Genomic DNA, 25,983 nt, shown 5'->3' on the forward strand with positions numbered 1-25,983 from the left:
CCGCGTCGCGAGGGCACCATCGCCCGACCGACGCGGGCGGTCGCCTGCCGGGCAACGGCGACGGCACCGGTTCTGGTGTCGAGGCCGCGGCGGAGGTTGTCGAGGGGGAAGTGCGCGGGAGCAGGCCATCACCGCTCACGGCCGTGGGGTGCCGGGTGGACCACCGCCGGCAGCTGCCCCGCACTCCGCAACGTGTCCGCCGGCCAGGAGTTGCCGCCCCGAACCCCGCAGCGCGCCTACCGTCTCGGCCCACTGGACGACCGAGGCCCCGGAGCCCCCACCGCCCCCGTGTCAGTCCCCTCCGCGACCGTGTTCCCCGCGTCGCGCATTGTCCGCCGCCGGGCCGATCGGGCGGGGGCGGTGCCCAATGTGGCGGTGCTCGGGTCGGGGGCCGGTTGTGGCAGTCGGGCCGAAGCAAGCGCGGGCCGTCCAGACATTCACCGCATCCCTCCAAATGTCGGGGCGGTCTGCGACGGTGCAAACACGTGGCGTGGCCAAGACTGCGCCGTCGGACCGTACGGAGGGGTAAGGTGCCAGCAGCGCGGAGGGAGGGTCCCCGGGGATGCGGGATGCCGCCGAAAGCGGTGTCCGCCGGCTCCCCGGCATGGTCGCGAGGCGTCGGAGGGGGATTCCGGATACGCCCGCGGAATGTGTTCGTGTTGTGACGCAGCGCTGACATTTTGCGCTCTCTTTCTGCTGCGAAACCGGCAAATAGCGACATACCCTGAGTGATGTCAGGCGGGGCTGTACAGCGGCCCGCTGTCCGTCCGGAACCGCCCTACCGGGCGCCCGGCCTGCGGCGACGGCCGCCCGTACCGATTCGGAGGGCGAGGTGAGGAAAGTCGTAGCGCGCGCGGATCGGCACAAGGACGACCGGCCGGATTCCGGCGACTCGGCGACCGCCGCAGACGCCGCCCCCGCGCCCGCCGAGGCTCCCCAAGCCGCCCAGGAACCCCCCGTCCCCGAAGCCGCCCGTCGGCTGCACGCCGTCATGGAGCTGGCCAAAGCCCTCGCCACCGCGCACACCCTCATGGACGTGGTCCGCATCAGCGCCCGCCAAGCGCGCGTCGCGATGCATGCCACGCTGGCGTCCGTCTCCGTCTGGGAGCGCGACTCCGGCCGCCTGCGGGTGCTGGTCAACGACGGCGACCTCGCCGAGGGCGAGGAGGCGCTGCCTGACGCCGAGACCTACGCCGTCACCGACTTCCCCGAGATCATCGACCCTGCCGTCTGGCCGACCACCTGGTCGAACACCGTCGACGACAAAGACTCCGACCACGAACGCGTCGTCGCCCTGCGCCGCCGCGGGCGGCACGGCTGCATGGTCGCGCCGATCATGGTCGAAGGTCGCGTGTGGGGCGAGCTGTACCTGGCCCGCCGCGCCGACCAGCCGCGGTTCGACGCCGTGGACGCCGAGTTCGCCGCGGTGCTCGCCGCGCAGATCTCCGCGGGCCTCGCGCAGGCCGAGCACTACCAGCGCATCGAGAAGCTCGCGTTCACCGACCCGCTCACCGGTCTGGCGAACCGCCGTGCCATCGACGCCCGTTTGGACGCGGCGATGGCCCGGCACTACCGCGACGGCACCGTCGTCAGCTTGATCGTGTGCGACGTGAACGGCCTCAAGCGGCTCAACGACGAGCGCGGGCACGACGTCGGCGACCGGCTTCTGGAACGGTTCGCCGACCAGCTCTCCGCCTGCAGCGCGATGCTGCCCGGGTCCATGGCCGCGCGTCTCGGCGGTGACGAATTCTGCGTGCTGGCCGAGGGGTTCGGTCCGGACGAGGTGGTCGCGGTGGCCGAGGAACTCTGCCGCCGCGCGCTGCGCATGCACGACGGCGACGGGGTGGCCTGCGGCGTCGCCTCGACGGGCGACCCGGTCGGTCCGGTGACCAGCGCCGACCGACTGTTCCGGCTCGCCGACGCCGCGCAGTACCGGGCCAAGGGCAGCCGGGCGATCCACCCGGTGGTGGCCGGCCGCGGCCAACCGCCCGACCTGACGGTGTCGCTCGCCGGGGACGACAGTGCCGGGCCGCTGCCCGAACAGCCCGCCGGGGCACCGCACCGGGACCGCCGCCGGTTCCGCGGCGCCCTGCACAACGCCGACCCGGGGCGCCTGCTCGCCGCCGTCCTCGGCGCGCTCGACGAACGCGAACCGGGGCGCGTGCACCGCGCCGACACGCTCGGCCGCCTGGAGATCGTCGCGGACACGTTCGCGCGCATGCTCGACGGGGTGGCCTGGTGGATCTCCTACGTGCCGCCGCACGGCCGCAGCCTGCGTACCGTCCGCTACTCGATCCACCGCATGACCGGCTCGCCGAACGCGGCCCGCGCCCGCTACGAGGCGGCGACCGCCGAACACGACCTGGCCGCCTACCCGGCATCGGCCGAGGCCGTGCAGGGCGGCGGCTTCGTGCAGCAGGCGGGGGATCCGGGCAACGACCCGTCCGAAGAAGACCTGCTGCTGGTGGGCGGCTACAAGGCGATGGTCGTCGCGGGCGGGACGAACGCCGCGGGCGGCTGGCTCGTCGAAGTGTTCACCGACGACATGAGCCTGCCGGTGCAGGGGCTGGCCCCGGTGCTGCGCGCGCTCGTCGCGGTGGCCCTCACCGGCGGCGCATCGCTGCCGGAATAGCAGCCCGCGGAGCGGCAGCCCGACAGACTGCCACTCGAAGCCCCCCCAACATCCCAAGACCCGAAGGCCCGAATACCCGAAGGCCCGAAGACCCGAAGACCCGAAGAGCCTTCAGGCCGCCACGCGTTCCGTGTGCGTGTACACGTTCGCGCTCGTTCCGCGCAGGAACCCGACCAGTGTCACTCCCGCGTCCTCGGCCAGTTCGACCGCGAGCGACGACGGGGCCGAGACCGCGGCGAGCAGCGGGATGCCGGCCATCGCGGCCTTCTGGGTCAGCTCGAACGACGCGCGCCCGCTCACCATCAGCACATGCCCGGACAGCGGCAGGCGGCCTTCGCGCAAGGCCCAGCCGACGACCTTGTCGACGGCGTTGTGGCGCCCGACGTCTTCGCGTACGCACACCAGCTCGCCCGCGGCGTCGAACAGGCCCGCCGCGTGCAGCCCGCCCGTCGAGTCGAACACCCGCTGCGCGTCGCGCAGTCGGCCGGGCAGGGCGTAGAGCGTCTCCGGGGCGATGCGCAGGCCGTCGGCGGCGACGTCGTACGGGGCGATCTTGCGCAGCCCCTCCACGCCCGTCGTGCCGCAGATGCCGCACGCGCTCGACGTCCACACGCCCCGCTGCAGCCCCGGGGCGAGCGGCGGAACGTGCGGTCCGAGCGCGGCGTCGACCACGTTGTAGGTGTTGCGGCCCTCGTCGTCGGTGCCCGCGCAGTAGCGCAGCGCCGCCACGTCCCGTGTGGCGTGCACCACGCCTTCCGCGACCAGGAAGCCCGCGACCAGGTCGAAGTCGTCGCCGGGGGTGCGCATGGTGACGGTGAGCGTGCGGCCGCCGACGCGGATGTCCAGCGGCTCCTCGGCGGCGAGCGTGTCGGTGCGCCGGACGGCGCCGCCGGCATCGAGCCGGAGGATCTTGCGGCGGCTGGTCACGCGACCCACGGTGTGGCCCCTTCGACGGCACGGATTCGACAACAGGCAGCGGGCAAGGAACGGAAACGGCACCCGCCCGGCCTCCAGCATGCCGCGTCGCCGCGCAATCCCCCGGACCGCGTCCCTTCCGCTGTCGTCATCCATGCACATAATGTCCGAGTGAATAAGGACATGCACCGCGCTTCCGTCACCGTCGCCGACGCCGGCCTCACGCCTGCCGACGTCCTCGCCGTCGCCCGCGGCGGCGCCCGCGTCGAGCTGGCGCCCCGCGCCCTCGACGCGATGGCGACCAGCCGCGCCGTCGTCGACGACCTGGCCGCCTCCCCGCGCCCGGTCTACGGCGTGTCCACCGGTTTCGGCGCCCTCGCCACCCGGCACATCGGCCCCGACCTGCGGGCCCGCCTCCAGCAGTCGCTGGTGCGCTCGCACGCGGCCGGCATGGGCCCGCGCGTGGAGACCGAGGTCGTGCGCGGGCTCATGCTGCTGCGCCTGAAGACCCTGGCGTCCGGCCGCACCGGCGTCCGCCCCGAGGTCGCCCAGGCCATGGCGGACCTCCTGAACGCCGGGATCACCCCGGTGGTGCACGAATACGGCTCGCTCGGCTGCTCCGGCGACCTCGCCCCGCTGTCGCACTGCGCGCTCGTGCTGACCGGCGAAGGCGAAGCCGAAGGCCCCGACGGCACGGTCCGCCCCGCCGCCGGCCTCCTCGCCGAACACGGCCTCACCCCCGTGCGGCTGCGCGAGAAGGAGGGCCTCGCCCTCATCAACGGCACCGACGGCATGCTCGGCATGCTGCTCATGGCCCTCGCCGACCTCGCCGCGCTGTTCACCGCCGCCGACATCACCGCGGCCATGACCCTCGAAGCGCTGCTCGGCACCGACAAGGTCCTCGACCCGGCGCTGCACGCCATCCGCCCGCACCCCGGCCAGGCCGCCAGCGCCGCCAACATGCTCGCGGTGCTGGCCGGATCGGGCATGACCGGGCACCACCAGGACCAGCGCCCGCGGGTCCAGGACGCCTACTCGGTGCGGTGCGCCCCGCAGGTCGCCGGCGCCGGCCGCGACACCCTTGCGCACGCCGCCCTCGTCGCCGACCGCGAACTGGCCGCCGCCGTCGACAACCCGGTGATCCTGGAGGACGGGCGTATCGAGTCGAACGGCAACTTCCACGGCGCGCCCGTCGCCTACGTCCTCGACTTCCTCGCCATCGCCGTCGCCGACCTCGGCTCCATCGCCGAACGCCGCACCGACCGGCTGCTCGACCCGTCGCGCTCGCACGGCCTGCCCGCGTTCCTCGCCGACGACCCCGGCGTCGACTCCGGCCTGATGATCGCCCAGTACACGCAGGCCGCGCTGGTCTCCGAGAGCAAGCGCCTCGCGGTGCCCGCGTCGGTCGACTCGATCCCGTCGTCGGCCATGCAGGAAGACCACGTCTCGATGGGCTGGAGCGCGGCCCGCAAGCTGCGCACCGCGGTCGCGAACCTCACCCGGATCCTCGCCGTCGAACTGGTCGCCGCCGCCCGCGCCACCGACATGCGCACCCAGTCCGGCGACCTGGCGCCCGCGCCCGCCACCGCCGCGGTGATCGCGGCACTTCGCGCGGCCGGCGTGCCCGGTCCCGACGCCGACCGGTTCCTGTCCCCGGAGCTGGCCGTCGCGGAAGAGTTTGTACGCTCGGGCGCGCTGGTCCGCGCCGCGGAATCGGCGACCGGCCCGCTCGCCTGACCCGGCGTCAGAACCGAGCGGCGGAGCGGGACGAGGGGGACAGGGTGGACACCGTGCACGACAACACCGAACGAGGCGACGCCGCGGACACCGGCGCGGCGCCCGCCGAGAGCGCGTCGTCCCGGCTCCTCGCGCTGTTCGAGGAGCACCGGCTGACCCCGACCCAGCGCCGCATCGCGCACTGCCTGGTGCGGCACGCGGGCGAAGCGCCGTACCTGTCGAGCGTCGAGGTCGCGCAGCTCGCCGGGGTCAGCCAGCCGTCGGTCACCCGGTTCGCCGTCGCGCTCGGCTTCGACGGCTATCCGGCGCTGCGCGCCCGGCTGCGCACCCTCGGGCTGCCGGTGCGGACCGAGACCGAGGCGGAGGTGCACCGCAACGAGTACGTGTCCGCGGTGCACGCCGAGATCGCCAACCTGACCCGGCTCGCCGAGCAGCTCGCCGATCCCGGCCCGGTGGCGAAGGCCGCCGCGCTGCTGGCGGACTCACGTCCCCTCGTGGTGCTCGGCCTGCGCACCGGCATGGCCCCGGCGCGCGGGTTCGGGTACTTCGCCGCGAAGGTGCTGCCGGACGTGCGGGTGCTCGACGAAGGCGGCTCGCTGCTGGCCGACCGGCTCGACCAGGCGCGCGCCGCGGGTGCGACGGGGTTGCTGTGCTTCGCGATGCCGCGCTATCCGCGCGAGTTGACCGAGGCGCTGCGTACCGCGCGGGAGGTGGGCCTGCGGATCGTGACCATCGCCGACGGGCCGTTCGCGCCGGCCGCGGCGCTGTCCGACGCGGTGCTGGTCGCCGGGGTCACCGGGCAGCTGGTGTTCGACACCTGCGGGGCGCCGATGCTGCTCGGGCAGGTGCTCCTCCAGGCGATGTGCGACATCGCGCCGGGGCGGGCGCAGGCCCGGCTGGAGGAATTCGACCGTCAGGCCCTGGAACGGGGTCTCTTCGAGGCCTGACCGCGCGGCGGGGGCGCGGGGCGGGACTTGCCGCCCCGGGCCCAGGCGATCCCGACGAGGACGCCGATCAGCGCGCTGCCCGCCGCGATGGCGCCGGTGGCCGCGTAGCGCGGAATGCTCAGCAGGAAGCCGCCGGCCGTGAACAGCAGGCCGGTGAGCAGCATCACCACCGCGATGCCGGGCTCCCGCACCCGGTCGCGGCCGAATGCCAGCAAGGCCGCGGCTGCGCCGGTGGCCAGCGCGCCGAGCGCGGTGAGGCCCCAAATGAGCTGCTCGAGTTGCATCGTGCGTCGGCCTGGCCTTTCGCCGGCCGCGTGCGGGACGAGTTTCGCATGCGGCAAAACGGACTAAATCCCGAAAAAGCGTAGCCCTGTGACCCGATCTCCCTCTGTTCGACGGTCCGAAGAGGAGATACATTCACTCTCGGATGTTCTGAAGATTTCTATACAGGCCACATCGTCCGGAGGGGACTCGTCATGACCCAGCCCAACGCCGCATCGACCGCCGGGGCCCGCCCCGTGCGCGCACCCCGCGGATCCGAGCTGCACACGCTCGGCTGGGGTCAGGAGGGCGCGCTCCGGATGCTCATGAACAACCTCGACCCCGAGGTCGCCGAGCACCCGGACAAGCTGGTCGTCTACGGCGGCACCGGCAAGGCCGCGCGCGACTGGCGCTCCTACGACGCCATCGTCCGCACCCTCCAGACCCTCAAGGGCGACGAGACCCTCCTCGTCCAGTCCGGCCGCCCGGTCGGCGTCATGCAGACCCACGAGTGGGCGCCGCGCGTCCTGCTCGCCAACTCCAACCTGGTCGGCGACTGGGCCAACTGGGAGGAGTTCCGCCGCCTGGAGTCCGCCGGACTCACCATGTACGGCCAGATGACCGCCGGTTCGTGGATCTACATCGGCACCCAGGGCATCCTGCAGGGCACCTACGAGACCTTCGCCGCGGTCGCCGCCAAGCGCTTCAACGGCACCCTCGAAGGCACCATCACCCTCACGGCAGGCCTCGGCGGCATGGGCGGCGCCCAGCCCCTCGCGGTCACCATGAACGGCGGCGTCGCGATCTGCATCGAGTGCGACCCGTCGCGCATCGAGCGCCGTATCGAGCACCGCTACTGCGACGTGCGCGCCGACGGCATCGACGAGGCGCTGCGCCTGGCCACCGAGGCCCGGGACGCGCGCCGGCCGCTGTCGGTCGGCCTGCTCGGCAACGCCGCCGAGATCGTCCCGCAGATGCTCGCGATGAACGCGCCGATCGACATCGTCACCGACCAGACCAGCGCGCACGACCCGCTCGCCTACCTGCCGATCGGGGTCGCGTTCGCGGACATGGCCGAGTACGCGCGCACCAAGCCCGCCGAGTTCACCACCGCCGCCCGCGACGCGATGGCCAAGCACGTCGAGGCCATGGTCGGGTTCCAGGACCGCGGCGCCGAGGTGTTCGACTACGGCAACTCGATCCGCGGCGAGGCCAAGCTGGCCGGCTACGAGCGCGCGTTCGACTTCCCCGGCTTCGTCCCGGCATACATCCGCCCGCTGTTCTGCGAAGGCAAGGGACCGTTCCGCTGGGCCGCGCTGTCCGGCGACGCCAAGGACATCCACGCCACCGACCGCGCCGTGCTCGACCTGTTCCCGGAGAACGAGTCGCTGCACCGCTGGATCAAGATGGCACAGGAGAAGGTGCACTTCCAGGGCCTGCCCGCACGCATCTGCTGGCTCGGCTACGGCGAGCGCGACAAGGCCGGCGAACGGTTCAACGACATGGTGGCGAGCGGCGAACTGTCCGCGCCCGTGGTCATCGGCCGCGACCACCTCGACTGCGGCTCGGTCGCCTCGCCGTACCGCGAGACCGAGGCCATGCTCGACGGCTCGGACGCGATCGCCGACTGGCCGCTGATCAACGCCATGGTCAACGTGGCGTCCGGCGCGTCGTGGGTGTCGATCCACCACGGCGGCGGCGTCGGCATCGGCCGCTCGATCCACGCCGGCCAGGTCACCGTCGCCGACGGCACCAAGCTCGCCGGCGAGAAGATCCGCCGGGTGCTCACCAACGACCCGGGCATGGGCGTCATCCGGCACGTCGACGCGGGCTACGACCTGGCCGCGGACGTCGCCGACGAGCGCGGCGTCCGCATCCCGATGCGCGAAGGCGCCGCGACCTCCGCGACCTCCGAGGGCGCGCAGTCGTGACCTTCGACGCCATGTGGCGGGACCTGCTGCCGGTCGGGCGCGACGCCCGCACCGGCGGCTACCGCCGGTTCGCCTGGAACGCCGCGGACCTCGAATGCCGCGCGTGGTTCCGCGCCGAGGCCGAGCGCCGCGGCCTGCGCTACGAAGTCGACCGCAACGGCAACCAGTGGGCGTGGTACGGCGGTTCCGCCGTCGCCGCGGACCCGGCGTGGACGCCGGAGGACGCCGTCGACGCGGTCGTCACCGGCTCGCACCTGGACTCGGTCCCGGACGGCGGCGCCTACGACGGCCCCCTCGGCGTCATCTCCTCGCTGGCCGCCTTCGACCTGCTGATCGAACGCGGCGCCGAGTTCCGCCGCCCGCTGGCCATCGTCAACTTCGGCGACGAGGAAGGCGCCCGGTTCGGCGTCGCCTGCGTCGGCTCCCGCCTCGCCGCGGGCGTCCTCGCCCCCGAGGCGGCCCGCGACCTGCGCGACGCCGACGGCATCCGGCTCCCGGACGCCATGGAACGCGCCGGATACGACCCCGAGCGCATCGGGGCCGACCAGGAACTCCTCGGCCGTATCGGCGCGTTCGTGGAACTCCACGTCGAACAGGGCCGCCATCTGGTGGACGTCGACGCGCCGGTCGGCGTCGCGTCCGCCATCTGGCCGCACGGCCGGTGGCGGTTCGACTTCCGCGGCGAAGCGAACCACGCGGGCACCACGCGCCTGGAGGACCGGCGCGACCCGATGCTGACCTACGCGACCACCGTGCTCGCCGCCCGCAAGAAGGCCAGGCTGGCCGGCGCGGTCGCCACGTTCGGCAAGGTCGCCGTCGAACCCAACGGCACCAACGCGATCCCCTCGCTGGTGCGCGGCTGGCTCGACTCGCGCGCCCCCGAGGAAGAGGTCCTCGAATCCGTCGTCGCCGAGATCGGCCGCGCCGCGCGGGAACGCGCGGAACGCGACGGGACCGACGTCGAGGTGGTCCGCGAGTCCTACAGCCCGATCGTGGAATTCGCGGGCGGATTGCGCGACCGCATCGCCGGGCACCTGGGCGGCGCCCCCGTGCTGCCCACCGGCGCCGGCCACGACGCGGGCATCCTGTCCGCGGCGCTCCCGACCGCCATGGTGTTCGTCCGCAACCCGACCGGGGTATCGCACTCCCCGGCGGAGTTCGCGGAGGCCGCCGACTGCCTGGCCGGCGTCGACGCACTCGCCGACGTACTCGCCGACCTGCTGTCCGGCACCCCCGACCGCGCCGACGGCACCCGATCCGCCGAGGGACCCGCAGCGTGAACCAAGCCGACACCCGCGAGACCGCCCCGGGCACCGACGTGCTCTGGTGCGAGATCGTGCACACCCGCACCGGGATCGAACGCGACGTCGTCGTCGAGATCGCCGACGGGCGCATCACCGCCGTCCGACCCGACGTCCCGGCCCCGCCGCCGGGCGCGTCGGTGCGGCGCGGCCTCACCGTCCCGGGCTTCGCCAACGCCCACTCGCACGCCTTCCACCGCGTGCTGCGCGGCCGCACCCAGGCCGGCTCCGGCACGTTCTGGACCTGGCGCGACCTGATGTACGCGGCCGCCGGCAAGCTCGACCCGGACACGTACCTCGCGCTCGCCCGCGCCGTGTACGCCGAAATGGCGCTCGCCGGGATCACCGCCGTCGGCGAGTTCCACTACCTGCACCACGCGCCCGGCGGCGCCCGCTACGACGACCCCAACGCGATGGGCCACGCCCTCGCCGAGGCCGCCCGCCAAGCCGGCATCCGCATCACCCTGCTCGACACCTGCTACGTCGCCGGCGGCGTCGGCGCCGAGCCGACCGGCACCCAGCTGCGCTTCGGCGACGGCGACGCGGACGGCTGGGCCGCCCGCGTCGACGCCCTCAAGCCCGCCGACCACCTGCGCATCGGCGCCGCCGTGCACTCGGTCCGCGGCGTGCCCGCCGACCAGATCCCCACCGTCGCCGCCTGGACCGCCGAACGCGGCGCCCCGCTGCACGCGCACGTCTCCGAACAACCCGCGGAGAACCACGCCTGCCTCGAGGCCTACGGCCGCACCCCGGTCGAGGTCTTCGAGGCCGCGGGCGCGCTCGGCCCCCGCTTCACCGCCGTGCACGCCACCCACCTCACCGACCGCGACATCGCGCTGCTCGGCGCATCCGGCTCCGGCGTGTGCCTGTGTCCGACCACCGAACGCGACCTCGCCGACGGCATCGGCCCCGCGGGCGAACTGTCCCGCGCCCAGGTCCCGCTGTCCCTCGGCACCGACAGCCAGGCCTTCATCGACATGTTCGAAGAAGCCCGCGCCGTCGAACTCGACGAGCGGCTCCGCACCGGCAGCCGCGGCCACTTCACCACCGCCCGGCTCCTCGCCCAGGCCACCCGGGTCGGCCACGAGTCGCTCGGCTGGGACGACGCCGGCCGCATCGAGCCCGGCCGCCGCGCCGACCTCGTCACCGTCGGGCTCGACTCGGTCCGCCTGGCCGGCACGATCCCGCGCCTGGCGTCCGAATCCGTGGTCTTCGCGGCCGCGCCGCCGGACATCACGCACGTCGTCGTCGACGGCCGCACGGTCGTCGCGGACGGCGTCCACACCCTCGTCGAAGACGTCCCCGGCACCCTGGCCGCCGCGATCCGGACCGTGGTCGGCGGAGGAGAAGCATGAGCGCCCCCGGCAGCACCGGCAGCATTCTGATCACCGGCATCGGCAGCCTCGTCACCAACGAGCCCGCCCTCGGCACCGGCCCCCTCGGGATCCTCCACGACGCCGCGGTCGTGGTGGCGGACGGCCGGATCGCCTGGGTCGGCCCCGCCGACACCGCCCCTGACGCGGACACCCGGCACGACGCCCAGGGCCGCGTTGTCATCCCCGGCTTCGTGGACTCGCACGCGCACCTGGTGTTCGCCGGCGACCGCACCGCCGAATTCGCCGCCCGCATGGCCGGGCAGGCGTACGCGGCGGGCGGCATCCGCACCACCGTCGCCGCCACCCGCGCCGCGTCCGACGCGGAACTGGCCGCCAACCTCGACCGGCTCGTCGACGAAGCCGCCCGGCAGGGCACCACCGTCCTCGAATGCAAGTCCGGCTACGGCCTCACCGTCGACGACGAAGCCCGCGCCCTGCGCCTCGCGAGCGCCGTCACCGACGAGGTCACCTACCTCGGCGCGCACGTCGTCGCCCCCGAGTACGCCGACGACCCGGCCGGCTACGTCGACCTCGTCACCGGCCCCATGCTCGACGCGTGCGCCCCGCACGCCCGCTGGGTCGACGTGTTCTGCGAACGCGGCGCCTTCGACGGCGACCAGGCCCGTGCGATCCTCACCGCGGGCAAGAAGCGCGGCCTGGTGCCGCGCGTGCACGCCAACCAGCTGCGGCACGGCCCCGGCGTGCAGCTCGCCGTGGAACTCGGCGCGGCGTCCGCGGACCACTGCACGCACCTCGACGCCGCCGACGTCGCCGCGCTGGCCTCGTCCGACACCGTCGCCACGCTGCTGCCCGGCGCCGAGTTCTCCACCCGCGCCGCCTACCCGGACGCGCGCCGGCTGATCGACGCGGGCGCCACCGTCGCGCTGTCCACGGACTGCAACCCGGGGTCGAGCTTCACCACGTCCATGCCGTTCTGCATCGCGATCGCGGTGCGCGAGATGGGCATGACGCCGGACGAGGCCGTGTGGTCGGCCACCGCGGGCGGCGCGGCGGCCCTGCGCCGCACCGACGTGGGCCGGATCGTCCCGGGCGTGCGGGCCGACCTGGTGGAGCTGGACGCGCCGTCGCACGTGCACCTGGCCTACCGGCCGGGCGTCCCGCTGGTGCGGACCGTGTGGCGCGGAGGTGCCGCAGTAGCCTGACAAAACGTCAGGGTTTGCCGGGATGCCGTGACAGGGGCCCCCTGGCCGGGGACCCGCACCTTCGTGGATACTCCGCGGTAACCCTCACGACCAGACGCGTGGCCGGGACCGGTCGAACCGGCCCGGACATGCGCGTTACAGAGAAGGAGGCGCCGCGTGGGCCGCCTTGCGCAGACCGAAGGGCTGACCGACGTCCAGCGGGAGATCCTGTCGACCGTCCGCAGCTTCGTGGACAAGCAGATCATCCCGGTGGCGACCGAGTTGGAGCACCGGGACGAGTACCCGACGGAGATCGTCGAGGGCATGAAGCAGATGGGCCTGTTCGGGCTCATGATCCCCGAGGAGTACGGCGGTCTCGGCGAGTCCCTGCTGACCTACGCGCTGGTCGTCGAGGAGATCGCGCGCGGCTGGATGAGCGTGTCGGGCATCATCAACACGCACTTCATCGTCGCGTACATGATCAAGCAGCACGGCACCGAAGAGCAGAAGAACTACTTCCTGCCGAAGATGGCCGAGGGCGAGATCCGCGGCGCCTTCTCGATGTCCGAGCCGCACTGCGGGTCGGACGTGTCCGCGATCCGCACCAAGGCGGTCAAGGACGGCGAGTTCTATGTGATCAACGGCCAGAAGATGTGGCTGACGAACGGCGGCACGTCCAACCTTGTCGCGGTCCTCACCAAGACCGACGAGGGCGCCGACTCGGTCTACCGGAACATGACCACGTTCCTCATCGAGAAGGAGCCCGGCTTCGGCGAGACCCGCCCGGGTCTCACCGTGCCCGGCAAGATCGACAAGATGGGCTACAAGGGCGTCGACACGACCGAGCTGGTGCTCGACGGCGTGCGCGTCCCGGCCGACCGGATCCTGGGCGGCGTCCCGGGCAAGGGCTTCTACCAGATGATGGACGGCGTCGAGGTCGGCCGCGTCAACGTCGCCTCGCGCGGCTGCGGTGTCGCGCAGCGTGCCTTCGAACTGGGCGTGCAGTACGCGCAGCAGCGCGAGACGTTCGGCAAGCAGCTCGCCGAGCACCAGGCCATCCAGTTCAAGCTCGCCGAGATGGCCACCAAGGTCGAGGCGGCGCACCAGATGATGGTCATGGCGGCCCGCAAGAAGGACGCGGGGGAGCGCAACGACCTCGAGGCCGGCATGGCCAAGTACCTCGCCTCCGAGTACTGCAAGGAGGTCGTGGAGGACGCGTTCCGCATCCACGGCGGGTACGGCTTCTCGAAAGAATTCGAGATCGAGAGGTTGTACCGGGAGGCCCCGATGCTGCTGATCGGCGAAGGCACGGCCGAGATCCAGAAGATGATCATCGGGCGTCGCCTGCTGGAGGAGTACAAGCTCCGCGGCTGAGAGGTATGAGGTCGCCCGGGCACTTGCACGTGAGCGCCCGGGCGATCGTTTTCCCCCACCTGCGTGGGAAGCGTGCGTCCCGGTAGAGGCGTTCGATTTCGAACTCGGGCTCACCCCCGCGTGAGCGGGGACCACGTCAGGTTCAACGACAGCGGTGCGCGCGGGTGACGGCCATCTGGTATATGCGACGCTGGGTCATGATGCCCCGCTCGAACTGCAGCCCCGCCCCCGGCAGCTTCGTCCGCGTCGACGGCACCGTGCTGCACGTCGTCCAGGACGGCGCCGGGCCGACCGTGCTCGTCACCAGCGGCCTCGCCTGCGCGTGGTTCGACTGGGACACCACGGTGCCGCTGCTCGCCCCGCACGGCCGCGTCGTGCGCTTCGACCGGCCCGGCCTCGGCCTCAGCGCCCCCGATCCGCGGCCGCCGACGCTGTACGGCGAGACCGAGCGCCTGCGCGCGGTTGCCGAGGCTGTGGGCGCACCCGGGCCGTATGTGATCGTGGCGCACTCCTACGCCGGGTTCCACGCGGAGGCGTTCGCCCGCCTCCACCCCGAACACACCGCCGGCGTCGTCCTCGTCGACGCGAGCGCCGAACCCGCGGCGCGCGCCCGCCCGGCCCCGGCCGCCCGGCTCGCGCTGGCCCGCGCGATCGGCGGCACGTTCCGGCTCACCGGGCTCAGCCGCCCGGTCGGCCCGGCGCTGCGGCGGCTCGCGGTGCGCGGCTTCAGCCGGCGCGGCCGCGATGCCGGGGACCCGGAGTGGACGCGCCGGTCCTACGCGTCCGGCCGCTTCCTCACCGCGGCGTTCACCGAGAACACCACCTACCTCGACCAGGCCGCCGAACTCCTGCGGCTGCGGGACCGCACGGTGTTCCCCGACGTGCCCCTGCGGGTCCTCGCCGCCGGGGGCGGCCGCGAGCCGGACGCGGTCAAGGCCCGGTGGCTCGACCGGCAGCGGACGTTGGCCGCGCTGGCGCCGCGGGGCCGCTGCGATGTCGTCGAGGACGCCGCGCACATGCTGATGATCGACCGCCCGGACGCGGTGGCGGCGGCGGTCCGAGACGTCCTCGCGGAGGCGTGACCGGTCCGGGGCTCCGGCTTTCGGCCCCTCGGAGTCGCTGGCGGAAATGCGTTGAATCGTCCGAATCGGGTAGACGGTCCGCATCGGGTGGACCGGTACGTGCGCACCGGTCCACCCGCCACGGACCGAGAGGACACCATGTTCGGCCAGGAACGCATTACCCCGGCCGCCGGGGGCGCCCCCGGGGGCGGCGGCGAAGTCATCGCGTCGTACACCGACTACGCCGGGGCCCAGCGCGCCGTGGACTACCTGTCCGACAACGGCTTCCCCGTCGAGCACACCTCGATCGTCGGCGCCGACCTGCGCATGGTCGAGCGGGTGCTCGGCCGGCTCGACGCGAAGAAGGCCACCATGGCCGGAGCCGCGAGCGGCCTGTGGTTCGGCCTGCTCATCGGCTTGTTCCTGGGCATCTTCGCCGAGCGGGCGATGAGCTGGGTGTGGATCGTCCTCATGGGCCTGCTGTGGGGCGCCGCCGCGGGCGCACTGTTCGGCTGGCTCGGCTACCGCTCCACGGGCGGGAAGCGCGACTTCATCTCCAGCAGCCAGATCGTCGCGGCGCGTTACGACGTGCTCGCCGAAGCGGCGTACGCCGAACGCGCCCGCAACATCGTCGGGCGGCTCAGCCTGTAGTCTGCGGGCCGTCCGGCTACAGCCAGCCGTTGCGGCGGAACCCGCGGTGGATCAGCAGGCACACGGTCAGCGTCACGCCGAGCACGGCCGGGTAGCCGTACTCCCAATGGAGTTCCGGCATGTGGTCGAAGTTCATGCCGTAGATCCCGGCGACCATCGTCGGCACGGCGAAGATCGCCACCCAGGCGGAGATGCGCCGCATGTCCTCGTTCTGGGTGACCGTCACCTGGGCCAGGTTGGCCTGGAGGATCGACGTCAGCAGTTCGTCGAACGACGCGACCTGCTCGCTCACCCGCGCGAGGTGGTCCTCGACGTCCCGGAAGTACTCGCGGATGTCCGGGTGGATCTGCCGCATCGGCCGTTCGGCGAGCGTCTGCATGGGGCGGGCCAGCGGGGTCACCGCGCGCTTGAGCTCCAGGACTTCGCGCTTGAGCTGGTAGATCCGGCCGGCGTCGCCGGAGCCGCGGCCGCCGAAGACCTCGTTCTCCACGTCGTCGATGTCGTCCTGGAGCGCCTGGGTGACCTCCAGGTACGTGTCCACGACCCGGTCCGCGACCGCGTGCAGCACCGACGACGGCCCCGCGCCGAGGAGTTCGGCGTTCGCCTCCAGGCGGTGCCGCAGTTCGCCGAGGCCGCCGTGCAGGCCGTGCCGGACGGTGATGACGAAGTCGCCGCCGAGGAACACCATGATCTCGCCGGTCTCGACGACCTCGCTGGTCGCCGTCAGGTGCTCGTGCTCGACGTAGCGGACCGTCTTGAAGACCGCGAACAGCGTGTCGTCGTAGCGCTCCAGCTTCGGCCGCTGATGCGCCTTCACAGCGTCCTCGACGGCGAGCGGGTGCAGGTCGAACCGCTCGGCGATGCCCGCGAGTTCGTCGCTCGTCGGCTCGTGCAGGCCGATCCACACGAAGCCGCTGCCCTGGTCGTGCACGTCGCGGATCGCCTCGCCCGGCGTCGCGCAGCCGACCACCCGGCTCCCGTCGCGGTACACCGCGCAGTCGACCACGCAATTGCCCGAGACGACCGGATCGGGCACGGCGTCCGACGCGGCCCGGCGGCGGGCCACGGCGGGACGGACGGCGGCGCGGAGGTCTCGGATCATCGACATGGCGGGCTCCTTCACAGGAGGGCGCGTCAAGGCATGCGGCTGCCCGCGCACGGCAGTGCGGGGTACGGCGAGCACGGCATGCCCCGGTGCGTCAGCGGCAGCGGGACTCGGGGAACCGCACGCGGAAACGCGCGGATCCGGACCGCGGAGACGGCACGCGGCACGGCGGAACCGGCCCGCGCCGGACGGCGGGGCGGAACGGGGTGCGGCGTCGGCGAAAGCGCGGACTCAGCAGGTGGTTCGCGGGAGGTCGGGTGAACCGCCGGTACTGCACGATGGGCCGGTATGCACCACTACCACCTCCCTCGGCCTGTCCCCGCTAGGGGAAGCCTCCCGCGGACCCGGTCCGACGGGAGCACGTCCACCGCGCGCCGCCGCTCGGGGCGCCCGCACGGTATGCCTGAATAGCCCGGCTCGATCGCGGCGCCCTCCGAGGGCCGCCCGATGGGGCCAGCAAATCAGGGTAGCAGGCGGCAGGTTCCGAGACGGCCCGGTTCCGGTGAACGGCGCGCGGCCGACGTACGATGCGCGCATGTTCGACATGACGCCGCACCACGACGTGCCCGACCCGACGCCCGCGGTGGAGGCCCATCTGACCGCGGCGTTCGGCGAACCGAGCGGGCGCGCCGGCGTCACGTTCGTCGGCACCGATCGCATCGAGGTGCTGCGCTTCGGACCCGACGAGACCGGGGTCGTGCGGTACGCCACGCTCGGCATGTCGCGTGCGCCGATGACCGACCCGGCGGCCGCCCTGGCCGACCCGGTGCGCGGGCCGCGCGCCGAACTCGTGCTGTCCGTCCGCGGATCGCAGGACTCGGCACTCCGGCCGCTCGCCGTGTTCGCCGCGTCGCCGCAGGTCGAGGGTGTGATCGTGGCCCCGGGTGCGTCGCTCGACGTCGGCGGGCCGCTGTGGGAGGGCGCCGCGTTCACCGCCGTCCTGGTCGGCGAACCCGGCGGACTGGTCGCGGACTTGCCGCTTCCCGAGCCCGCCGAACCGGTCCGGTTCCTGCCGCTGCTGCCGATGACCGCGGGGGAGACCGCGTGGAAGCGGGTGCACGGCGGTGAGGCGTTGCAGGAGCGCTGGCTCCGGCACGGCACCGACCTGCGCGACCCGCGCCGCGCGGCCGTCCCCCTCGGGGCGGACTAGAGCCGACCAGGGGCCGACCAGGGGTGGACCAAGGGCTGACCGAGCCCTCGGCCCGGGTGCCGCTTACGGCACCAGCAGCACCGGGCACGGCGCGCGGTGCACGATGGCGTCGCTCACGCTGCCCAGGAACAGCCGCGCCAGGCCGTGGTAGCGGCGCGAGCCGAGCACGAGCACGTCCGCGCCGTAGTCCTTGGCCTGGTCGAGGACGGCGTTCGGGATGTCGCTGCGCAGCGTCTCGCCCGCCCAGCCTTCGACCTCCGCGACCCCCGCGGCGCGCAGCTTGTCGACGGCGTCGGTGACGACCTTCTTGGCCTCGCTGTCGCTCTCTTCCTCGACGATGCCGCCCGCTCCGCCGCCGTCGACCACGTCGACGGTCTGCACGTGCAGCACGCGGACCTGGGCGCCGAGCGGCTTGGCCAGGTCGGCTACGGCCGCGAGCACGTCCGCGGTCTCGGGGGTGGCGTCGACGGCGACGAGGATGCGCTGGTACATGGCTGCTTCTTCCTGATCTGCGTGCTCGGTGGACGGGCTACGGGCGGGCCGCGGCGGGCGTCGGGGTCGACGTTACGCCGACGTGTTCGTCGTTCTCCGCCGGGGTGAGGACGCGCCGGGTGCCGACCACGACGCCCGCGGCAACGACACACGCGGCGGTCGCGACGAGGAACGGCACGTGCACGTCGAAGTGCTCCTCGAGCTTCGGGGCGAGGTACGGCGCGGCCGCCGCGGCGAACCAGCGCACGAAGTTGTACCCGGCCGAGGCGACGGGACGCGGCGCATCCGACACCTCCAGAGCCATTTCGGTGAACACCGTGTTGTTGATCCCGATGAAGGCTCCCGAAACGATGACGCACGTCACGATCACCGGCTTGGACCCGTACGCGATGACCCCGAGGTCCGCCGCGAACAGCACCAGACTGGCCGCCGCGACGTTCACCGAGCCGAACCTGGCCTGCAGCCGCGGCGCGACGAGCACCGAGCACAGCGCCAGCAGCACGCCCCAGCAGAAGAACACCGCGCCGGACTTGTACGGGCTCATGTCCAGCACGAACGGGGTGAACGCGAGGACCGTGAAGAAGCCGTAGTTGTAGAAGAACGCCGAGCCGGCGGTGGCTGCGAGGCCCTTGTGGCCGAGCGCCTTGACCGGGTCGAGCAGGCCGACCTTGGCCGCGGGCCTGGGCTGCTCCTTCAGCAGCACGGTGATGGCGACGAAGCCGACGGCCATCAGCGCGGCGGTCCCGTAGAACGGGTAGCGCCAGCTCGCGTCGCCGAGGACGGCGCCGAGCAGCGGGCCGCAGGACATGCCGAGGCCGAGAGCGGATTCGTAGAGCAGGATCGCCGCGGCGCTGCCGCCGCTGGCCGCGCCGACGATGACCGCCAGCGACGTGGACACGAACAGCGCGTTGCCGAGCCCCCATCCGGCGCGGAAGCCGACGAGTTCGCCGACCGAGTCGGATGTGCCGGACAGTGCCGCGAACACCACGACCAGCGCGAGCCCGAGCAGCAGCGTGCGCCGCCCGCCGATGCGGCTGGACACGAAGCCGGTGACCAGCATCGCGACCGCGGTGATCAGGAAGTAGCTGGTGAACAGCAGGGAGACCTGGCTGGGCGAGGCGTCCAGGCCTTTGGCGATCGAGGGGAGGATCGGGTCGACGAGGCCGATCCCCATGAAGGCGACGACGGCGGCGAACGCGGTGGCCCACACGGCCATCGGCTGCCGCAGGATGCTTCCCCCGGATGCGGCATCGCGGTGCGCGGCGGACATGCCGACCTCCTTTGCTCAGCGTCCGAGCATTCTTTAGCTCTGCTAATTAATGTATCGTACACCTAAATTTTGGGGCGGCGAGGCCGGTCTTCGGCCGGATGCGGGAGCGGGCGGTATCGGCGGGTCGCGGGGAGGGGTGCCCTACCTACCGGTAACCGCCTTCCGGGATGATGTGCCGCAGAACCCCACGGGGCTCCCCGAGAGAGGACCGCATATCCCATGCAGTTTGGCCGCTACTACGAGGAGTTCGAGGTCGGTGCGATTTACAAGCACTGGCCCGGCAAGACGGTCACCGAGTACGACGACCACCTGTTCTGCCTGCTCACGATGAACCACCACCCCCTCCACATGGACGTCAACTACGCCGAGAAGACGACCGACTTCGGCAAGAACGTCGTGGTGGGCAACTACATCTACTCGCTGCTGCTCGGCATGTCCGTGCCGGACGTCTCGGGCAAGGCGATCGCGAACCTGGAGATCGAGTCGCTCCGGCACGTCGCGCCGACGTTCCACGGCGACACGATCTACGGCGAGACCACCGTCCTGGACAAGTGGGAGTCCAAGTCGAAGGACGACCGCGGCGTCGTCCACGTCGAGACCAAGGGCTACAAGCAGGACGGCACCCTCGTGTGCATCTTCCGCCGCAAGGTGATGGTGCCGAAGGTGTCCTACGGCGAGGCCCGCGGCGGCGAGCAGCCCGGCCGCCCGGAGCTGCGCGAATCCTGACGCCGGAACGCGGCGGGACACCCCGGCACCCCGGGGCGTGCGGGGTGTCCGGCCGCGCCGAATCCGCAGGTCAGAGGATGTTCTCCGGCGCCCGCTCGGCGAGTTCGGCCAGGGTCGGGTAGGAGCTTTGCGCTCCGGCCCGCGTGGTCGCCGCGGCACCGACCCGGACGGCGAGACGCACCGCGTCCGCCAATCCGTCGCCGCGGGCGAGCCGCCACGCGAGCGCGCCGGTGAACGCGTCCCCGGCGCCCGTGGTGTCCACCGGCGCCACCTTCGCGGCGGGCACGTGCACCGGCTCCCCGTCGCCGTCGAACAGCACCGCGCCGTCGCCGCCCAGCGTCACCACGACGGACTTCGGGCGCAGCGGGCGGTCGCGCCACGTGCGGAGCGCCGCCAGCGCCTCGTCGGGCGTGCCGCCGAACGACGGCATGCCGAGGATCTCCGCCGCCTCGATCCGGTTCACCACGAGCGGATCGCAGGCGGCCACGTTGTCGTCGGAGGTCCGCCACGGGCCCGGGGACGGGTTCACCACCACCCGGGTGCCGTGCGCGCGGCCGAGCCGCAGCAGCCAGTCCACGGCCTCGTCCGGGATCTCGAGCTGGGTGACCACCACCGGCACCGTCGCGAGCACCGCCTCGACCTGCGCCATCGCCGCCGGGAGCACGGTGGCGTTGGCACCGGGGGAGACCGCGATCGCGTTCTCGCCGGCGTCGTCGACGGTGATCATCGCGACGCCGCTGGCGCCGTCGGACACGCCGACCAGCGCGGTGTCCACGCCCGCGCCGCGCAGGCTGTCCAGCAGCATCGGGCCGTAGGCGTCCGAGCCGACGCGCCCCGCGAACGCCACCCGTGCGCCGAGCCGGGCCGCGGCGACGGCCTGGTTCGCGCCCTTGCCGCCCGGGTGCACCACCAGGTCGGCGCCCAGGACGGTCTCGCCGGGACGCGGGTGGTGCGGGACGCGGACGACGAGGTCGGCGTTGACGGAGCCGATGACGAGGACTTCCGGGGGCGTGGTCATCGCGACAATCTGCCACAGGCCCGCGGGGCCGCGGCCCGGCAGTCAGGCCACGCCCGGGACGTTCCAGTCGCGGAGCGCGTCGAGGAGCCCGTCGGTGAGTTCCAGGCGCAGGAGTTCGTGCGGCGGCACCCAGCGCGCGTCCTCGGCGTCGTCGCCCGCGCGCAGTTCGCCGCCGTGCACGATGCAGGCGTAGTCGCGGATGTCGTAGACGCCGCCGTCGGGCGCGGCCCGGCGGACGGTGCCGACCAGCGGGCCGACCGCTATGTCGAGCCCGGTTTCCTCGGCGAGTTCGCGGCGCAGCGCGTCCGCGTCGGACTCGCCGGCTTCGACGCGCCCACCCGGCAGCGACCACAGGCCCTTGCCCGGCGGGGTACCGCGGCGGATCAGCAAGAGCCGCCCCTCGCCGTCGAGGACGATCGCGCCGACACAGGGAGTAGGCCGCATAACGGGGAGCGTATCCACCAAAGGGGTGCCGTGAACGGGCAATCGGGACGTGTCTGCCGAAGTCTGTGCGTGCTGCGGTGGGGTTGGCCGACGGATCGTCCCCAGGCTGGGTGGGCGCTCGGGGCGCCGACGTGCACGTTTGCGGCAGTCTGGTGAGCAAGGGGACCCCCTTTGGGTATGACCATCGGGTAATCGGAAGTTGCGTTCGCCCGGCCCGGCACGTCGGCCGACCCGTCGGCCCGACACGCCGGTCCCGACCGCGCCGGAGCGCCCGACCTGCCCCGGTGTGGGCCGCGCGACGCCGAAGGGGTGATCGTCCTTGACTCACGCGCGTCGGCAGGGGACCGTCATGCCTATGAAGGGCGAGCCGAGCTGCCCGCGCTGTGGGAGTCGGGTCCGTGCTCCGGGCCTGTTCTCCGAGACCTGGCAATGTCCGCTGCACGGAGCCGTGGCGCCCATGCAGCCGGTGGTTCCGCCGAGCATCGATGCGTTGGACGCGGTCGTCCGCCGCTCCCGGGTTCCGGTCTGGCTGCCCTGGCCGCTTCCGGTCGGCTGGCTGTTCACGGGTGTCGCGCACGCGGGCGACGACAAGTCCGGGCCGCGCGCCGTGGCGGTGGCCTGTACCGGGCCCGGTCCGCTGGGCGGCCTCGGCGAGCTGGTGCTGGTCGCCGAGGAGCTGGGCATCGGCATGGGCGCGCGGTATGCGGGCCTGCCCGGCCCGGATCCGGGCACCGACCTGCTCGGCAGCGGGCCCGCGCCCGCGAAGGTCCTCGCCGCCGGGCACCCCACGCCGCTGTGGTGCGTCCCCGACGCGCCGCCCGACCGGGCGGTCTACGCGGGCGAGGCGCTCGGCCTGTGGATCTGGGCCGTGCTGTGGCCCGGCAAGACCGGGCACCTGGTGTACGACGACGTGGTCCTCACCGACCTGCGCGACGCGGGCGGCGAGATCCAGATGCTGCCGTGCGGCGCGCTGTCGCCGCAGTTGCTGACCCAGCCGCCGCAGAACCCGCCGTCGAGCCCGCTGCCGCCGGCCCGGCCGCCGAACTGAACAGGCGGGCCGCCGAACCGAGCGAACCCGCCGCCCCGCCCGCCCGCGCACCCGCGCTGACTACTGTTGATCGCCTCACCCGATCGACCCCAGCGAGGTCCGCGTGCGCATCGACCTGCACACCCACAGCACCGCCTCCGACGGTACGGACAGCCCCGCCGCGCTCGTCCGCATCGCGCGCGACGCGGGGTTGGACGTCGTCGCGCTGACCGACCACGACACCACCGGCGGCTGGGCCGAGGCCGCCGATGCTCTCCCCGCGGACCTCACGCTGGTGCGCGGCGCGGAGATCAGCTGCATCGACGGCGACGGGATCAGCCTGCACATGCTCGGCTACCTGTTCGACGACGCCGAGCCGGAGTTCGCCCGGGAGCGCGAACTGGTGCGCACCGACCGGGTGCGGCGGGCCCGCGCGATGGTCGAGCGGTGTATCGGACTCGGCGCGCCGATCACCTGGGAGCGCGTCCGGGAGATCGCCGGGGACGGCGCGGTCGGGCGGCCGCACGTGGCGACGGCGCTGGTCGAAGCGGGCGTGGTGGCCGATGTGTCGGACGCGTTCACGCCCGAGTGGCTCAAGGACGGCGGCCGCGCGTTCGTCGGCAAGTACGAGATCACCGCGGTGCACGCGGTCCGGCTGATCCGTGCGGCGGGCGGCGTGCCGGTGTTCGCGCACCCGGCGGCGAGCAAGCGCGGGCGGACGGTGTCCGACGCGACGATCGAGGAACTCGCCGAGGCGGGCCTGGCGGGTCTGGAGGTCGACCACCTCGACCACGACGACGAGACGCGCGCCCGGCTGCGCGATCTCGCGCGCGGCCTCGGGCTCGTCGCGACCGGGTCGAGCGATTACCACGGCTCGCGCAAGATCATCGGGATCGGGCAGTTCACGACGGATCCCGAGGTGTTCGCGGCGATCGCGGACCAGGGCCGCGGGGTTCCGTTGCTCCGGGCGTGAGCGTGTTCGGCGCCCGCGTCCACGGGTCCGCGTGACACCGTTACAGTGCGAAACGAAAGCCGTCCGAGCACTCGGCTTTCGACACGTGTGGACCCGGGCGGCTGTCCCGGGCCGCACGGACCAAGCGCAACATGCACAACCCGCACGACATGCGGAACAGGCGTAACAGGCGGAGGGGAGCAGCGGATGCTGGTTCGTGGTGTGGTGGCTCGGGGCAAGGGCGCGCCGGTCACCGTGGAGAACATCGTCGTCCCGGACCCGGGGCCGGGTGAGGCCCGGGTGAAGGTGCAGGCGTGCGGTGTGTGCCACACCGACCTGCATTACCGCGAGGGCGGCATCAACGACGACTTCCCGTTCCTGCTCGGGCACGAGGCGGCCGGGATCGTCGAGTCGGTGGGCGAGGGCGTCACCGGTCTGGCGCCGGGCGACTACGTGGTCCTGGCGTGGCGGGCGCCGTGCGGCGAGTGCCGTTCGTGTCTGCGCGGGCGTCCCTGGTACTGCTTCGCGTCCCTGAACGCCACGCAGCAGATGACGCTGGAGGACGGCACGCCGCTGGCCCCGGCGCTCGGCATCGGCGCGTTCGCGGAGATGACGCTGGTGGCCGCGGGGCAGTGCGTGAAGGTCGACCCGGCCGCGCGTCCGGAGGCCGCGGGCCTGATCGGCTGCGGGGTGATGGCGGGCTTCGGCGCCGCCGCCAACACGGGCAACGTGCAGCGCGGCGACTCGGTCGCGGTCATCGGCTGCGGCGGTGTCGGCAACGCGGCGATCGCCGCCGCGCACCTGGCGGGCGCGCGCAAGGTCATCGCGGTCGACGTCGATCCGCGCAAGCTGGAGTGGGCGAAGGGCTTCGGCGCGACCGACACGGTCAACGCGCGCGACACGGACCCGGTCGAGGCGATCAAGGCGCTCACCGAAGGCAACGGGGCGGACCTGGTCGTCGAGGCGGTCGGCCGCCCGGAGACCTACGAGCAGGCGTTCTACGCCCGCGACCTGGCCGGCACCGTCGTCCTGGTGGGCGTGCCGACGCCGGAGCTGAAGATCGAACTGCCGATGATCGAGGTCTTCGGCCGCGGCGGCGCGCTCAAGTCGTCCTGGTACGGCGACTGCCTGCCGACCCGTGACTTCCCGATCCTCATCGACCTGTACCTGCGCGGCCGCCTGCCGCTCGACGGGTTCGTGTCGGAGACGATCAAGCTGGACGAGGTCGAGCAGGCGTTCACCAAGATGCACCACGGCGACGTGCTGCGGTCGGTGGTGGTCCTGTGAGCATCGAGCACCTGGTCACCTCCGGCGTCTTCTCGCTCGACGGGCAGGACTTCGACGTCGACAACAACGTGTGGATCGTCGGCGACGCGAGCGAGGCGCTCGTCGTCGACGCCGCGCACGACGCTGACGCGATCGCGGCCGCCGTCGGCGACCGGCGCCTGGTCGGGATCGTGTGCACGCACGGCCACAACGACCACATCAACGCGGCGGCCGCGCTCGCCGAGCGCTTCGGCGCGCCGGTCCACCTGCACCCGCAGGACCGGATGCTGTGGGACGTCGTGTACCCGGAGCGGGCGCCGGACCGGGAGCTGGCCGACGGCGAGGTGTTCAAGGTGGCCGGCACCGAGCTGCGGGTCGTGCACACCCCGGGGCACGCGCCGGGCGCGGTGTGCCTGTACGCGCCCGACCTGGACGTGCTGTTCTCCGGCGACACGCTGTTCCGCGGCGGCCCGGGCGCGACCGGGCGGTCGTTCTCCTCGTTCCCGGTCATCCTCGACTCGATCCGGGACCGGCTCCTCACGCTGCCGGACGGTACGCGGGTGCTGACCGGGCACGGCGACGAGACGACCATCGGCGCCGAGGCGCGGGACTACGACGCCTGGGTGGCCCGCGGTCACTGACGTGCCCCTGCGACTGCCCCGCGGCGCGGCTCCGGCATGCCGCTGGCAGCGAAAGGGCGCCTCACCCGAACGGGTGAGGCGCCCTTCATGCGCAAGTCAGACGGTCTGCGTGGCCGCGGCCGTTTCCGGCTTCGGCGAGACAGGCCTGATGTAGAGGCTTTCACCGCGGGCCGCGGCCCGGGCCACCGCCTCCTGGACGGCCTCGCCGTCCACGAGCGGCTTGCCGGCAGGGTCGGTCGAGTCGTTGCGGGTGAGGTTGGTGATTCGGTAGCGCATACGCGCCTCCCTTCTCCTCGATTCCCGTCGTACTGGGAAAACGTGTTCGGCGGCCGCATCGGGGTGCGACTGCCGAACACGACATAGCGTACAAATCGACCACCGAAAGCGCGCGGCGCACAAGACGTCCGAGAATTCTTTTCGACGACTCGGACGCGGCTCGGCGCGGAACGGTGGTGACCTGCACAACACACTTCACACCCGGCGCATTCCCGGTACCGAAAAGTCACCGGGAAATCCCGGGCGGTGGAAGCCTCGCGGAGGGCGGGCAGGGGACAATACGAACCG

24 protein-coding genes are annotated in these 25,983 nt (G+C 72.9%); 16 read left to right on the forward strand and 8 right to left on the reverse strand.

All coding sequences use genetic code 11. The features are described from left to right. The first annotated feature begins 832 nt into the window (after positions 1-832). Entirely contained in the window at positions 833-2,632 is a 1,800-nt protein-coding gene (locus ABEA93_RS03745; RefSeq protein ID WP_345673793.1) for a sensor domain-containing diguanylate cyclase, read from the forward strand. Between the two features lie 111 nt (positions 2,633-2,743). Here ABEA93_RS03745 and fdhD read toward each other — a convergent pair whose 3' ends face one another. Beyond that, the gene (gene fdhD, locus ABEA93_RS03750) at positions 2,744-3,568 is read right to left on the reverse strand and encodes a formate dehydrogenase accessory sulfurtransferase FdhD (protein WP_345673794.1); all 825 of its coding nucleotides are present in this window, start codon (positions 3,566-3,568) and stop codon (positions 2,744-2,746) included. A 162-nt stretch (positions 3,569-3,730) separates the two neighbouring features. Between fdhD and hutH the strand changes: the two genes are divergently transcribed. Together hutH and ABEA93_RS03760 are read left to right on the forward strand one after the other, a co-directional pair. Next, on the forward strand, positions 3,731-5,284 hold the full coding sequence (hutH, locus tag ABEA93_RS03755) for a histidine ammonia-lyase (RefSeq protein WP_345673919.1): 1,554 nt from the start codon (positions 3,731-3,733) through the stop codon (positions 5,282-5,284). A 53-nt stretch (positions 5,285-5,337) separates the two neighbouring features. Beyond that, positions 5,338-6,231 carry a MurR/RpiR family transcriptional regulator gene (locus ABEA93_RS03760; RefSeq protein WP_425584806.1) on the forward strand — a complete coding sequence of 298 codons (894 nt, stop codon included), beginning with the start codon at positions 5,338-5,340 and terminating at the stop codon, positions 6,229-6,231. On the opposite strand, the gene ABEA93_RS03765 is transcribed toward ABEA93_RS03760, so the two are convergent. Beyond that, positions 6,198-6,515: a hypothetical protein gene (locus ABEA93_RS03765; protein WP_345673795.1), complete on the reverse strand. Its 318-nt coding sequence runs from the start codon at positions 6,513-6,515 to the stop codon at positions 6,198-6,200. The two genes, ABEA93_RS03760 and ABEA93_RS03765, sit on opposite strands and share 34 nt — an antisense overlap. A gap of 192 nt (positions 6,516-6,707) precedes the next feature. Between ABEA93_RS03765 and hutU the strand changes: the two genes are divergently transcribed. From hutU to ABEA93_RS03800, 7 genes are all read left to right on the forward strand, one after another. Beyond that, complete coding sequence (gene hutU / locus ABEA93_RS03770; RefSeq protein WP_345673796.1) at positions 6,708-8,423, forward strand: urocanate hydratase; 1,716 nt, start codon at positions 6,708-6,710, stop codon at positions 8,421-8,423. An 11-nt stretch (positions 8,424-8,434) separates the two neighbouring features. Next, complete coding sequence (locus ABEA93_RS03775; RefSeq protein ID WP_345673921.1) at positions 8,435-9,703, forward strand: allantoate amidohydrolase; 1,269 nt, start codon at positions 8,435-8,437, stop codon at positions 9,701-9,703. Positions 9,704-9,741: 38 nt separating this feature from the next. Next, the gene (locus ABEA93_RS03780) at positions 9,742-11,079 is read left to right on the forward strand and encodes a formimidoylglutamate deiminase (protein WP_345673922.1); all 1,338 of its coding nucleotides are present in this window, start codon (positions 9,742-9,744) and stop codon (positions 11,077-11,079) included. Continuing rightward, on the forward strand, positions 11,076-12,263 hold the full coding sequence (gene hutI, locus ABEA93_RS03785) for an imidazolonepropionase (protein WP_345673797.1): 1,188 nt from the start codon (positions 11,076-11,078) through the stop codon (positions 12,261-12,263). The genes ABEA93_RS03780 and hutI overlap by 4 nt, the downstream gene beginning before the upstream one ends. 156 nt (positions 12,264-12,419) lie before the next feature. Continuing rightward, the gene (locus tag ABEA93_RS03790; RefSeq protein WP_345673798.1) at positions 12,420-13,616 is read left to right on the forward strand and encodes an acyl-CoA dehydrogenase family protein; all 1,197 of its coding nucleotides are present in this window, start codon (positions 12,420-12,422) and stop codon (positions 13,614-13,616) included. Between the two features lie 182 nt (positions 13,617-13,798). Continuing rightward, positions 13,799-14,698 (forward strand): alpha/beta fold hydrolase, encoded by a 900-nt coding sequence (locus ABEA93_RS03795; RefSeq protein WP_345673799.1) that lies wholly within the window; start codon positions 13,799-13,801, stop codon positions 14,696-14,698. A 99-nt stretch (positions 14,699-14,797) separates the two neighbouring features. Continuing rightward, positions 14,798-15,328 (forward strand): YflT domain-containing protein, encoded by a 531-nt coding sequence (locus tag ABEA93_RS03800; RefSeq protein ID WP_345673800.1) that lies wholly within the window; start codon positions 14,798-14,800, stop codon positions 15,326-15,328. A 16-nt stretch (positions 15,329-15,344) separates the two neighbouring features. Here ABEA93_RS03800 and corA read toward each other — a convergent pair whose 3' ends face one another. Then, positions 15,345-16,436, reverse strand: a complete 1,092-nt coding sequence (gene corA / locus ABEA93_RS03805) for a magnesium/cobalt transporter CorA (RefSeq protein WP_345673801.1) — start codon at positions 16,434-16,436, stop codon at positions 15,345-15,347. Positions 16,437-16,968: 532 nt separating this feature from the next. On the opposite strand from corA, the gene ABEA93_RS03810 reads away from it, so the two are divergent. Continuing rightward, entirely contained in the window at positions 16,969-17,583 is a 615-nt protein-coding gene (locus tag ABEA93_RS03810; protein ID WP_345673802.1) for a suppressor of fused domain protein, read from the forward strand. A gap of 63 nt (positions 17,584-17,646) precedes the next feature. On the opposite strand, the gene ABEA93_RS03815 is transcribed toward ABEA93_RS03810, so the two are convergent. Together ABEA93_RS03815 and ABEA93_RS03820 are read right to left on the reverse strand one after the other, a co-directional pair. Beyond that, entirely contained in the window at positions 17,647-18,075 is a 429-nt protein-coding gene (locus ABEA93_RS03815; RefSeq protein ID WP_345673803.1) for a universal stress protein, read from the reverse strand. 37 nt (positions 18,076-18,112) lie between these two features. Beyond that, positions 18,113-19,345: an MFS transporter gene (locus ABEA93_RS03820; protein ID WP_345673804.1), complete on the reverse strand. Its 1,233-nt coding sequence runs from the start codon at positions 19,343-19,345 to the stop codon at positions 18,113-18,115. 219 nt (positions 19,346-19,564) lie between these two features. On the opposite strand from ABEA93_RS03820, the gene ABEA93_RS03825 reads away from it, so the two are divergent. Next, the gene (locus ABEA93_RS03825; protein ID WP_345673805.1) at positions 19,565-20,071 is read left to right on the forward strand and encodes a MaoC family dehydratase; all 507 of its coding nucleotides are present in this window, start codon (positions 19,565-19,567) and stop codon (positions 20,069-20,071) included. A gap of 70 nt (positions 20,072-20,141) precedes the next feature. On the opposite strand, the gene ABEA93_RS03830 is transcribed toward ABEA93_RS03825, so the two are convergent. Further along, positions 20,142-21,089: a ribokinase gene (locus ABEA93_RS03830; RefSeq protein WP_345673806.1), complete on the reverse strand. Its 948-nt coding sequence runs from the start codon at positions 21,087-21,089 to the stop codon at positions 20,142-20,144. 42 nt (positions 21,090-21,131) lie between these two features. Continuing rightward, a complete protein-coding gene (locus tag ABEA93_RS03835) occupies positions 21,132-21,533 on the reverse strand; it encodes an NUDIX hydrolase (RefSeq protein ID WP_345673807.1) in 402 nt (133 codons plus the stop codon). A gap of 355 nt (positions 21,534-21,888) precedes the next feature. On the opposite strand from ABEA93_RS03835, the gene ABEA93_RS03840 reads away from it, so the two are divergent. The 4 genes from ABEA93_RS03840 (at position 21,889) to ABEA93_RS03855 (ending at position 25,419) form a co-directional block, all read left to right on the forward strand. Further along, entirely contained in the window at positions 21,889-22,581 is a 693-nt protein-coding gene (locus tag ABEA93_RS03840) for a DUF6758 family protein (protein WP_345673923.1), read from the forward strand. A gap of 103 nt (positions 22,582-22,684) precedes the next feature. Continuing rightward, positions 22,685-23,533, forward strand: a complete 849-nt coding sequence (locus tag ABEA93_RS03845) for a PHP domain-containing protein (protein ID WP_345673808.1) — start codon at positions 22,685-22,687, stop codon at positions 23,531-23,533. Between the two features lie 186 nt (positions 23,534-23,719). After that, entirely contained in the window at positions 23,720-24,799 is a 1,080-nt protein-coding gene (locus tag ABEA93_RS03850; protein WP_345673809.1) for an S-(hydroxymethyl)mycothiol dehydrogenase, read from the forward strand. Next, positions 24,796-25,419 (forward strand): MBL fold metallo-hydrolase, encoded by a 624-nt coding sequence (locus ABEA93_RS03855; protein WP_345673810.1) that lies wholly within the window; start codon positions 24,796-24,798, stop codon positions 25,417-25,419. Before ABEA93_RS03850 ends, ABEA93_RS03855 begins: the two co-directional genes overlap by 4 nt. Before the next feature lie 96 nt (positions 25,420-25,515). On the opposite strand, the gene ABEA93_RS03860 is transcribed toward ABEA93_RS03855, so the two are convergent. Further along, on the reverse strand, positions 25,516-25,695 hold the full coding sequence (locus ABEA93_RS03860) for a hypothetical protein (protein WP_345673811.1): 180 nt from the start codon (positions 25,693-25,695) through the stop codon (positions 25,516-25,518). Positions 25,696-25,983: the final 288 nt, after the last annotated feature.

The sequence above is a fragment of the Yinghuangia aomiensis genome, assembly GCF_039542225.1.
In the GTDB taxonomy this organism is placed as follows: Bacteria; Actinomycetota; Actinomycetes; order Streptomycetales; family Streptomycetaceae; genus Yinghuangia; species Yinghuangia aomiensis.

Bases quoted from the DNA above. Each gene is read 5' to 3' on its own strand.
- ABEA93_RS03835 (WP_345673807.1), bottom strand. From the start codon at position 21,533: ATGCGGCCTACTCCCTGTGTCGGCGCGATCGTCCTCGACGGCGAGGGG.
- hutI (WP_345673797.1), top strand. From the start codon at position 11,076: ATGAGCGCCCCCGGCAGCACCGGCAGCATTCTGATCACCGGCATCGGC.
- ABEA93_RS03810 (WP_345673802.1), top strand. From the start codon at position 16,969: ATGTTCGACATGACGCCGCACCACGACGTGCCCGACCCGACGCCCGCG.
- ABEA93_RS03840 (WP_345673923.1), top strand. From the start codon at position 21,889: ATGAAGGGCGAGCCGAGCTGCCCGCGCTGTGGGAGTCGGGTCCGTGCT.
- ABEA93_RS03815 (WP_345673803.1), bottom strand. From the start codon at position 18,075: ATGTACCAGCGCATCCTCGTCGCCGTCGACGCCACCCCCGAGACCGCG.
- ABEA93_RS03795 (WP_345673799.1), top strand. From the start codon at position 13,799: ATGCGACGCTGGGTCATGATGCCCCGCTCGAACTGCAGCCCCGCCCCC.
- hutU (WP_345673796.1), top strand. From the start codon at position 6,708: ATGACCCAGCCCAACGCCGCATCGACCGCCGGGGCCCGCCCCGTGCGC.
- hutH (WP_345673919.1), top strand. From the start codon at position 3,731: ATGCACCGCGCTTCCGTCACCGTCGCCGACGCCGGCCTCACGCCTGCC.
- ABEA93_RS03860 (WP_345673811.1), bottom strand. From the start codon at position 25,695: ATGCGCTACCGAATCACCAACCTCACCCGCAACGACTCGACCGACCCT.
- corA (WP_345673801.1), bottom strand. From the start codon at position 16,436: ATGTCGATGATCCGAGACCTCCGCGCCGCCGTCCGTCCCGCCGTGGCC.
- ABEA93_RS03775 (WP_345673921.1), top strand. From the start codon at position 8,435: ATGTGGCGGGACCTGCTGCCGGTCGGGCGCGACGCCCGCACCGGCGGC.
- ABEA93_RS03825 (WP_345673805.1), top strand. From the start codon at position 19,565: ATGCAGTTTGGCCGCTACTACGAGGAGTTCGAGGTCGGTGCGATTTAC.
- ABEA93_RS03765 (WP_345673795.1), bottom strand. From the start codon at position 6,515: ATGCAACTCGAGCAGCTCATTTGGGGCCTCACCGCGCTCGGCGCGCTG.
- ABEA93_RS03830 (WP_345673806.1), bottom strand. From the start codon at position 21,089: ATGACCACGCCCCCGGAAGTCCTCGTCATCGGCTCCGTCAACGCCGAC.
- ABEA93_RS03820 (WP_345673804.1), bottom strand. From the start codon at position 19,345: ATGTCCGCCGCGCACCGCGATGCCGCATCCGGGGGAAGCATCCTGCGG.
- ABEA93_RS03850 (WP_345673809.1), top strand. From the start codon at position 23,720: ATGCTGGTTCGTGGTGTGGTGGCTCGGGGCAAGGGCGCGCCGGTCACC.